The sequence below is a fragment of the Gryllotalpicola sp. CP2-P1 genome (assembly GCF_057512245.1).
The window spans coordinates 1-10,690 of sequence record NZ_JBLRDT010000092.1 but is presented as its reverse complement, the minus strand read 5'-3'; the positions used below and the strand labels follow the sequence as shown (position 1 = coordinate 10,690).

The following is a 10,690-nucleotide window of genomic DNA, read 5'->3' as shown; positions in this document are numbered from 1 at the left end:
GGGCGAGTGGATGTGGGCGCCGCAGCTCGGCCGCATGCTGGGCGCCGGCCGCGAGCGCGACACCCCATCGGGCTACGACCACAGCCTCGGCCCGCGCATCGGCCAGCTCAACATGATGGGCCGCAACGGCTGGAACGTGCGCGGTCACACCGGGTTCACCGGCACGTCGCTGCAGACCGACCGCGACGCCGGCATCAGCATCGCCCTGCTGACCAACCGCGTGCACCCGAGCCGGCACGGCGCCGGAATCTCGGGTCTGCGCGGGATGCTTGCGGACGCGGTCTACGTGGCGACCGGCCGCGCCGACCCGGAAGCGATGAAGAACCCGCTGCCGCCCGAGCTGTGGTGACCGGGAATCGGCGCGCGCGCCGCGTGTGACCCCTTCGGGGGCACAGCGGGCGATACCACATCTTGCCTCGGTTATCGTTGTTGCACGCGCCTGAGAGGAGGGGGAGATCCGGATGGCTCATCGGCCGCCGTCGCAGCCCCCCGTACTCTCGGGTTACGACTACAGGTTCCCGCTCGGCACCGGGGGGTTCGCCGACGTGTTCCTCTACGAGCAGGACATGCCGCGCCGCTCGGTGGCCGTGAAGGTGCTGCTCGCGAACCTCGTCGACTCCGACGTGCTGCGGATGTTCAACGCAGAGGCCGACGTGATGGCGAAGCTGAGCCCGCACCCCTCGATCCTCACCGTGCACGCCGCGAGCATCTCGGCCGACGGCCGCCCCTACCTCGTCATGGAGTACTGCCCGTCGCCGCTCATCCGCCGCGACGAGAACGGCGTGAGTGAGCGCGTCGCCGTCGACCGCGCCCTGCACGTCGCGATCAAGATGGCGAGCGCGCTCGAGACGGCGCACCGCGCGGGCGTGCTGCACCGCGACATCAAGCCGTCGAACATCCTGCTCACGGCGTTCGGCGCCCCCGTGCTCGGCGACTTCGGCATCGCGACCAGCCTCGCGAGCAGCCATCACGAAGAGGTCTTCGCGATGAGCGTGCCGTGGAGCGCCCCCGAGGTGCTCAACGAGACGACAACGGGCACGGTCACGAGCGAGGTCTGGTCGCTGGCGGCGACGGTCTACACCCTGCTGGCCGGCCACGCGCCGTTCGAGAAGCCCGACAAGAGCGAGAACTCGCGCGCCAAGCAGCGCATGCGCATCATCCGCGAGCGCCCCCGCACGCTCCCCGACGACGTTCCCGACCAGGTGCAGCGCGTCCTGATGAAAGCGATGTCGAAGTCGCCGGATGCCCGCCAGCAGAGCATGCTCGCGCTCGCCCGCGAGCTGCAGCAGGCTCAGACCGACCTCGGGCTCCCGATCACCCCCCTCGAGCTCGCCGTCGACGAATGGGCGCCGCAGTCGCGCCCCGAGGACTTCGGGAACACGGGCGTGCGCGGAGCCGTCGTGTCGACCGTCCCGGTCGAGAGCAATCGCACCCGCAGGCAGGCCCATGTGGGCCGCATGGAGACCGGCGGCAACACGATCGTCGCCTCTCGCGGCGAGGCCGTCACCGAGCGGCCGCGGCTCAGCGCCGCCGGCGTGGCGGGCATCGTGGGCGGCGCGATCGCCGTCGCCGTCGTCGGGGCGGCGATCTGGCTGGTGTATTCGGGGGTCTTGTAAGTGGCAGCCCCCGGCGGGCGGCGGGCGCGATGGGGCGTCACGCTGCGCAGTACGTGGTTCAAGGTCGGCGCGGCCGTCGTGGCCGCCGGCGCCCTCGTCGCGGGCGCCTTCGCGGCCGGCGGCTACGACGTCGCGCAGACGAAGGTCGACGACAGCTCGGTGTGGGCGCTGCAGACGGGGCAGGGCGAGCGCTACGCGCGCGTCGACACGGCCCTCGGCGAGCTCGACACGGTGAAGAGCGTCACGAGCCCGAGCGACCTGGTGCAGTCGAGCGGCCACGTGCTCCTCTACTCGCAGAGCGATGCGAAGGTGGCATCCGTCGATCTCGCGCAGCCCGCCGCCTACACGGCGACCTCGACGGGCTTCAGCGACACGCCCGCGGGCACGGTCTCGGTCGTGCACACGGGCGAATACGTGGCGTACCTGTCGAACACGGGCGCGGTGCGCGCCGGTCGCATCGAGGACGGCACCAAGACGCCGCAGACGGTGACGTCGCCGGGGAAGGGCGGCACGCGCGCGTTCAGCGCCGACACGGTCGCGATCGGAACCGACGGCGTGCTGTACGCCTACTCGCACACGACTCATGCGGTGCTGCGCTACGACATCACGACCGGCAGGACACTGGGCACGGATGCCGTCGCGACGGGCCCCGATCGACCTGGCGCGACCATCACCGCCGTAGGCGACACGTGGGCGCTGCTCGCACCGGGCGGCGCGCGCCTGTGGATCCGAGGGGTGCGCGGCGCCCTGCCGACCTCGCTCAGCGGCAAGCCGGTGCTGCAGCAGCCGTCGGCGAAGCGGGCGGTCGTGGTCGTTGCCGACGCGAGCCGGCTCGTCTCGTTCCAGCTGAAGAACGGAACGCGCACCCGGCTCGCAGACCAGCTCAGCGGCACTCCGGCCGCTCCCGCCTGGCAGGGATCGACGCTGTATGCCGCGTGGGTGCCCACCGGCGGCGGGCAGGGCACGCTCTGGGCAGGGCGCCCCGGGCTCTCGGGCGAGCTGCGGGCGAAGACCGCGAAGCTCGACTACGCGGGCAAGACGCTGCGCGCGGCGGCGACGCCGGTGTTCCGCGGCAACGGCAGCTCAGAGATCCTGAACGACACCACGAGCGGGTGGATCTGGTCGGTGCCCTCCGGCAAGATCGTGCAGGGCTCGCAGAACTGGGATCTCAACCAGAAGGATGTCACCGCTCCGGACCCGCAGAACAAGCCGACCGAGCGCGAGACGAACCCCGAGCCGCCCGTGGCCGTCGACGACGCCTTCGGGGTGCGCGCCGGCTCGCTCGTCTCGCTGCCCGTGATGCTGAACGACTCCGACCCCAACGGCGACGTGATCTCGATCGTGCCGGGGTCGCTCACCGGCCTCGATCCGGGCTTCGGCGCGGCATCCATCGCGAACAACGCCCAAGCTGTGACGGTTCAGGTGAAGCCGGGCGCGACGGGAACCGCGACGTTCCAGTACACCGTGACCGACGGCACGGCGGGCGGCGGCGGCCTCAAGTCGAAGCCGGCCACGGTGACCCTCACCGTGAGCCCGGCGGGGGCGAACCGGGCGCCCGCGTGGTGCAACAACGACCGCAACTGCCTCTACAAGTGGCCGAGCGGCGTCAGCGTCGCCCCGGGCGGGTCGGTCAAGGTCCCTGTGCTGCGCGGCTGGGTCGACCCCGACGGCGACCCGATGTTCGCGCAGTCGACGGCGACGGGCACCGATTACACGGTCAGCGTCTCGCCCGACGGCACCGTCGTGTTCCAGGCGCTCGCGACCGCGCAGCCGAGGACGGTGCCGATTCCCGTGACGATCTCCGACGTCAACGGCGCCACGGCCGAGAAGGACCTGCAGATCACGATCACGGCGCAGCCGACGCTCCAGGTCGAGAACTTCGGGCTCATGACGGCCGCCGGCGTGCCCCTCACCGTCGATCCGAGCTCGCACATCCGCGGCGCGAAGGGCACGCCGCGCATCACGAGTGCCACCCTCGCGACCTCGAACCTCGCCGATTCCGGTTCCGCGAACGGCGGCGGGGCCGACGCCGAGGCGACGGTGAACGTCGACAGCTCGGGCTCGACCTTCGACTTCACCGCGAAGCAGCCGGGCAGCTACCCGGTCACGATGACAGTGTCGGACTCGGCCACGAAGGCGACGGTCACCGGCACGGTGCGCATCACCGTCGTGCCGCCCGATCAGCCGCTGTTGTCCACCTCGCCCGTGACGGTGTTCGTGCGACCGCAGACAGACACCTCCGTCGACGTGTTCTCGGCCGTGCAGAACCCGACGGGCCGCGTGCTGCTCCTCAGCGACCCGAGCCCGAAGCCGGCCGACGGGGCCTCGCTCGACGTCGACGTCGTCGGCCAGTCGCAGCTGCGGGTGCGCGGCACGACGGGCACCGGCTCGCCGGGGCTGCTCGGCACGGTCGACTACACCGTGAGCGACGGCACGAACGCGCAGAACATGACCGTGGCGGGCGTCGCCACCGTGTACCTGCTGCCCGAGAAGTCGCCGACGCGGCCCGTGGCGATCAACGACTCGGTGACGGTGCGGGCCGGCGCGCAGGTCGACATCCCTGTGCTCGCCAACGATGTGGGGCCGAACGGCGACATCGTCGAGCTCGACCCCTCGAGCATCCAGAACGCCTCGCACCAGGGCCTCGCCTTCGCCTCGGGGCAGGTGCTGCGCTACCTCGCGCCTCAGACCTCGCCAGGGTCGACGCCCATCACGCTGCGCTACTCGGCCTACTCGGCGGGGAATCCGTCGGCGAAGTCCGAGGCCACGGTCAGCGTGACCATCCTCAGCAAGGACGGCGACCGGCCGCCGCAGCCACAGACGCTGACGGGGCGCGTCACGGCGGGGGCATCCGTTCGCATCCCCTTCAACCCGTACGGCGTCGACCCCGACGGCGACATGGTCGCGCTCGACCGCATCATGACGCAGCCCGACGACGGCACCGCGCAGATCTCGGCCGACGGCACCGCGATCGTCTTCACGGCCCTCGCCGACAGCCAGGGCCAGCAGAGCTTCACCTACCGCGTGCGCGACGCTCAGGGTGAGACGGGGCAGGCGACCGTCATGGTCGGCGTGCTGAACGCTCAGACCGACCCTGCGCCGGTGACCTTCAGCGACTACGTCCAGGTGCAGGCGGGGCAGGGGCACCAGGTCGTCGTGCAGCCCGCCTCGAACGACGTCGACCCCACCGGCGGCGAGCTGCAGCTCGTGAGCGTCACGCCCGACGCGCCGAAGGGAACCGCGGCGTACGAGCTGCTGCAGCAGCACATCGGCTCGCAGAACTCGTCGCGGGTCGTCATCACGTCGACCCCGCTCGCGCGCACGCTCACCTACACCTACTCGGTGAAGAACGCGCAGGGCGACGTGAGCGCGGGTCTCATCGTCGTCGATGTGGTCGTGGGGCACGTGCCCGACTACCCGATCGCGGTCGACACGGTCGTCGATGCGCAGAACCGCGGTCGTCTCGCCCAGGGCATTGATGTCGTGGCCGGCAAGGTCTCGTGGGGCTCGGGCGACATCGCGGGTCTCAAGCTGTCGCTCTACAAGAAGATCGACGGGGTTTCGGTCGACGGCGATGCGATCAAGGTGACGCACGTGCCGACCGCCGGTCTGCTGGTTCCGTTCAAGCTGACGGGCGACGATTTCACGGGGCGGCCAGCGACGACTTACGGATTCCTGCGAGTTCCGGCCCTCGCCGACGTGATCCTCGCCCTCAAATCCGATGCGAAGCCGCTCAAGGTCGCCGAGGGCGGCACGAAGAGCGTCGACCTGCGGTCGATCGTGAGCATCCCGTCAGGCCAGGTGCTGAACGCGCAGAGCGGCGAGATCAAGACGACGAAGGCGCGCAAGAACGCCACCTGCTCGATCGACAGCCAGAACAACCTGACGTATGACGCAGGCGACGGCGCACCGTGGACGGACGCGTGCCTCGCCCCGGTGCGCCTCGGCGGTCAGTCCGAGTACACGATGATCGCCGTGCCGGTGCAGGTGATCCCGAAGAAACCGCTGCCCGAGCTGCGGCCGGCGTCGCTGACCGTGAGCCCGGGGCAGGGCGCCGTGAAGTTCGACCTGCGTCAGATGACGACGTGGCTCGGCCACAGCGACTTGAGCGGCCTGGACTTCAACGTCGCGTACGGCGGCCACCTGTTCAGCGTGGTACGGAGCGGTCAGACGATCTCCGTGCGCGCCAACGACACGGCTCAGCCGGGCCTGGAAGAGGTCGCGCAGGTCAGCATCCGCGGGTACAGCGGTGTGGGCACGACCGCCGACATCACCCTGAAGGTCGGCCCGGCGCCGAATACCCGCCCCGCGGGCGGCTCGGTCGCGCTCAGCTGCTCCGAGGCGCAGGGCAGCAGCTGCAGCACCACGGTCGTCGGCCTGCGCGACGAGGTGAACGCATACCCCGGCACCCCGCTCAAGGTCGTCTCGGTCGCCGACACGGTGACCGGCTGCACCGGCGTGACCTTCGCCGTGTCAGACAGCCGCACCGTCTCTGCGCGTTGGGCGGCCGACAGCCCCGGCGGCCGGTGCACCGTGCCGTTCGACGTGCAGGACGCGCAGGGGAAGCGCAGCGCTTCCGGCGCCGAAGCGGGAACGCTGTCGTTCGAGCTGAAGGGGTATCCGGCAGCGCCGGCATCCGTCTCTCAGGTCGCGTTCTCAGGCGACAGCGTGACGCTCGCCGTTTCGCCCGGCGACGCCGCCAGTTCGTACCCGGCGCTCACGGGCTTCCACGTCTATGTCGACGGCCGCGCCTCGGTGAGCTGCGACGCCAACGGCGCCTGCCCGCCGGTGAAGGGGCTGAAGAACGGCGACCAGCACACCTTCCAGGTGAAGTCGGTGAACAGCGTCGGCGAATCGCGCACGGCGGTGCAGACCGCCGGTTGGGCGTTCGCGCAGCCCGTCATCGGCGGCGTGAGCGCGAAGCCCGTCTTCGACGGCAACATCACGACGGCGACGACGGGCGCCTTCGACCTGACGATTCCGAACACCGACAGCACGGCCTCGGCCTACACCGTGCAGTGGAGCGGCAACACCCAGACGGTGAACGTCGGCGGGGGCGACCACACGACGGTGCGGCTCTCGGCGGCCGCCGGCCAGCCGACCGAGGTCACGGTCACGCCCGTCAGCCGCTTCGATCAGCCGCCGGGCGACAGCGTCGGTGCCAGCCCGGCTTCGACCTCGGTGACTCCGGCCGGTTCTCCCGGGCTCGGCACGTCGGGCGTCAGCCTCAGCGCCGATGACGGGTCGATCACGATCAACGGCACCGTGTCGGGCGACCCGAACGGCTCGTCCAAGGTTCCAGGCTCGCCGTACCTCTTCATCGCCTCGGAAGACGGCGACCCCGTGTGCACCAATTCCGGGGGCGCGACCATCGACACCAACGGCAACGGCAGCGGCTCGAGCTCGACGACCCAGACCATCGATCACGGGCTCACCCAGTTCCACACCTACACGGTGTACGCGTGCTACACGAACGCCTACGGCGCGGCCGAGGCGTCACTCGGCAGCGTCACGGTCTGGAGCCAGCCGGCGACGTCGGCGAGCTGGCGCTATTCGATCACCAATCACGGCGGCGGAAGCAGCCTGCCCGACTTCGAGTTCAACGGCTCGAAGCCCTTCGGCGGCTCGACGCCGAACAACTACGTCACCGAGTTCTCGGACGCGACGCAGGGCTACCAGCAGGCTCAGAATTACAGCTACCCGACGGGTCTGTTCGGCCAGAACCCGAATATCAAGGCGCGCAACTGCGGCAACGGATTCCTCGGCCTGTGCACCAACCCGACTGACGTCACCGCCTCGGGCGCCCCGTACCAGCTCCAGGCCACAGGGGTCACCGCGAGCTGTCAGGCCGACGCGGCCAGTGGCGACATCACCGGTGCGGTGTCGCTGACCGGCAAGGGTCTCGCTCAGGCATCCGTCGGCATCGTGACGTACACCTACCTCGCGGCCGGCGCGACGGACCCGACGACGGCGAACGGCAACGGGCAGACCTCCGTCACCCTCCCATCAGGGGCGACCCACCTGCAGGTGACCAGCTACCAGATCAACCTGCCGAGCGGATTCGACGGGACCTTCGTCGGCGACGACGGCCTCACGAACGACAGCAGCTGCAACTAAGAGAAGGCGAGAGCACAGCAATGGCGATCAGCTCTGAGCAGGCGACCTGGTTCCAATCCACGTTCCAGGCGCTGGCGGACAATGTCGAGCAGGTGGTGCTCGGCAAGCGTCACGTCATCGAGCTCGCGTTCACCGCGATGGTGAGCGAAGGCCATCTGCTGCTCGAAGACCTGCCGGGCACGGGCAAGACGAGCCTCGCGCGCGCGATGTCCGAGACGGTGCACGGCACCTCGACGCGCATCCAGTTCACGCCCGATCTGCTGCCGGGGGATGTCACGGGCATCACCGTCTACGACCAGAAGAACGGCGAGTTCGAGTTCCACGCGGGCCCCATCTTCGCGAACGTCGTGCTCGCCGACGAGATCAACCGCGCGAGCCCGAAGACCCAGTCGGCGCTGCTCGAGGCGATGGAAGAGGGCAAGGTCACGATCGACGGCGTCACCCGCTCGACCGGCGCGCCGTTTCTCGTCATCGCGACCCAGAACCCGATCGAGCAGGCCGGCACCTACCCTCTGCCCGAGGCGCAGCTCGACCGCTTCATGATCAAGACGAGCCTCGGCTACCCCGACCTCGCCGCGACCGTGCGCATCCTCGAGGCGACGAGCGAGGTGCCGCACGAGCTGAACCCGGTGATCACGCCGCAGGCGCTCGTCGGCATGTCGACCATCGCGCGCGCGGTGCACGCCGACCCGGTGATCTTCGACTACATCGGCCGCATCGTCGAGGCGACCCGCACGGCGTCGCAGACCCGGGTCGGCGTCTCGGTGCGCGGCGCCCGCGCCCTCACCAAGGCGGCGAAGACCTGGGCGGCCGGCCAGGGCCGCGGCTACGTGAACGTCGACGACGTGAAGTCGCTCGCCGTGCCGACCCTCGCGCACCGCCTCGTGCTCGACCCCGAGGCCGAGTTCGACGGCGTCACCCCCGAGGCCGTCATCGGCCAGATCCTGCTCGACGTCGTGCCGCCGGTGAGGAGCACCGTGGCGTGACCTTCGACTCGACCGGCAGCAGCGGCGCCACCGTCACCGGCACCGGAACCACCACGCACTTCGTCTCGGAGTCGTGGAGCGCCCGCACGCGCTTCGCCGTGTGGGCGGTGCGCTCCGGGCGCGAGATCCAGACGGCGGCGAACACCGCCTGGTCGCGGGTCTCCGGCACCGTCACGCCGGTCGGCTGGCTCGCCCTCGCCTGCGCGCTCGTGCTGCTGCCCGTCGGTCTCGCCCTCGGCTGGATGGAGTTCATCGTCGCCGGCCTGATCGCCGTGACGATCCTGATCATCGCCGTGCCGTTCCTGGCCGGCTCGCTCGCATATCAGGTGGGCTTCAGCCTTCCGGTCGAGCGCGTCGTGGCGGGGTCCGAGGTGGTCGGCACGCTCACCGTGACGAACACGTCGCGGCGCATCGCGCTGCCGAGCCGCATCGACGTGCCGATCGGCAGCGGGCTGACGGATGTCTGGGTGCCGCTGCTGCGCCAGGGGCACACCCACGGCGAGGACCTCATCGTGCCCGCCTACCGCCGGGGCATCATCGACATCGGCCCCGTCACGACCGTGCGCACCGACCCGCTCGGAACGCTCAAGCGCGAGGCGGCCTGGGCCGACGTGCACCGGCTGTTCGTGCACCCGAAGACCGTGGCGGTGCCGTCGACCAGCTCGGGTTTCGTGCGCGACCTCGAGGGCACGCCGAGTCGCGACGTCGTCGCCGAGGACATCGCCTTCCACCAGATCCGCGAGTACCAGCCCGGCGACGGGCGCCGTCACGTGCACTGGAAGTCCACGGCGAAGACCGGGCGGCTCATGGTGCGCCAGTTCGAAGAGACCCGCCGGGCGCGTCTCGCCCTCGTGCTCGGCATGCACGAGGACGAGTTCGCGACCGACGACGAATACGAGCTCGCCGTCAGCATCGTCGGCTCCCTCGGCATCCGCGCCGTGCGCGACGGGCGCCAGATCGCGGTGGTCGCGAGCGATCAGATCCTCGACGTGGCGAAGAACTCGGTGCGCGCCATCCGCTCGCTCTCCGTCCTCACACCGACCGCGCTGCTCGACGATCTCTCGACGGTCGAGCGCTCGCCCTCGGCGATGCCGTTCGAAGAGGTCTGCACCCTGGCGGCGCGCGCCATGAGCGACCTGTCGATCGCGTTCGTCGTGTGCGGATCGTCGGTCGACCGCACTCGCCTCATGCAGCTGCCGCTGCGCTTCGACCCCGGCGTGCAGGTGGTGGCGATCGTCGCCGACCCCGAGGCGCGGCCGGGCTACGGCCGCCTCGGCGAGGTCGGCGTGCTGACGATCCCGCTGCTCGAGGACTTCCGGTCGATGCTGCGGAGGGCCGCCTGATGGCCGCGCGGCGCCGGCGCTCCACGCGCCCCGATGCGGCGCTGATCGTCGACCTGGGCTTCGTGCTCGCCCTCGTCGCGGTCGGCGCGTTCGCCGCCTGGCCGATCTATGAGACCTGGTACCTGCTGATCACGGTGGGCGGGGCGGTCGTGATCGCGGCATCCGTCGTTCTGCTCGGCAGGCTGCGCCGGTGGTCGTGGCTGACGATCGCGGGCTGCACCGCCGCGGCATACCTCGTCTTCGGTGTTCCCCTTGCGATTCCGAGCGCTTTCGCCTCGCGCGCCGACTTCCTCGGCGCCTATCGCGACCTGTTGGCGGCGACGGTCGGCGACTGGAAGAAGCTGGTCACCGTGGCGGCGCCGGTCGGCCACTTCCAGACCCTGCTCGTGCCGCTGCTCATCACAATGCTCGTGTGCACGACGGCGGCGTTCTCGATCGTCTTCGGCCGCGTGCGCGGCTACGGCGCGCTCGTGCCGATCATGCTGGTGCCCACGGCCTTCGCGATCGTGTTCGGCACGACGGCGAACGGCCAGGGGCTCACCATCGGCGCCTTCCACGTGGCGGCGCTGCTGCACACGATCGTCGGGGTGATGGCGGTGGGCATCGCGGGCGGATTCCTCGTCTGGCG

Annotated in this window: 4 protein-coding genes and 2 pseudogenes; all 6 read left to right on the top strand. The window is 70.5% G+C overall.

Translation table 11 applies throughout. The annotated features are described in order from the left end of the window. A pseudogene (locus ACM2XV_RS08760) lies at positions 1-349 on the top strand (hypothetical protein); the annotation flags it as partial. Positions 350-461: 112 nt separating this feature from the next. Next, complete coding sequence (locus ACM2XV_RS08755; protein ID WP_487026654.1) at positions 462-1,616, top strand: serine/threonine-protein kinase; 1,155 nt, start codon at positions 462-464, stop codon at positions 1,614-1,616. After that, entirely contained in the window at positions 1,617-7,733 is a 6,117-nt protein-coding gene (locus ACM2XV_RS08750; RefSeq protein ID WP_487026653.1) for an Ig-like domain-containing protein, read from the top strand. It abuts the gene before it with no gap. Between the two features lie 20 nt (positions 7,734-7,753). Next, on the top strand, positions 7,754-8,719 hold the full coding sequence (locus ACM2XV_RS08745; RefSeq protein ID WP_487026652.1) for an AAA family ATPase: 966 nt from the start codon (positions 7,754-7,756) through the stop codon (positions 8,717-8,719). Beyond that, positions 8,716-10,062, top strand: coding sequence for a DUF58 domain-containing protein (locus tag ACM2XV_RS08740; RefSeq protein ID WP_344776460.1), 1,347 nt, complete (start codon positions 8,716-8,718; stop codon positions 10,060-10,062). The genes ACM2XV_RS08745 and ACM2XV_RS08740 overlap by 4 nt, the downstream gene beginning before the upstream one ends. Continuing rightward, a pseudogene (locus tag ACM2XV_RS08735) lies at positions 10,062-10,690 on the top strand (hypothetical protein); the annotation flags it as partial. The gene ACM2XV_RS08740 and the pseudogene ACM2XV_RS08735, both read left to right, overlap by 1 nt.

Bases quoted from the DNA above. Each gene is read 5' to 3' on its own strand.
- ACM2XV_RS08755 (WP_487026654.1), top strand. From the start codon at position 462: ATGGCTCATCGGCCGCCGTCGCAGCCCCCCGTACTCTCGGGTTACGAC.
- ACM2XV_RS08745 (WP_487026652.1), top strand. From the start codon at position 7,754: ATGGCGATCAGCTCTGAGCAGGCGACCTGGTTCCAATCCACGTTCCAG.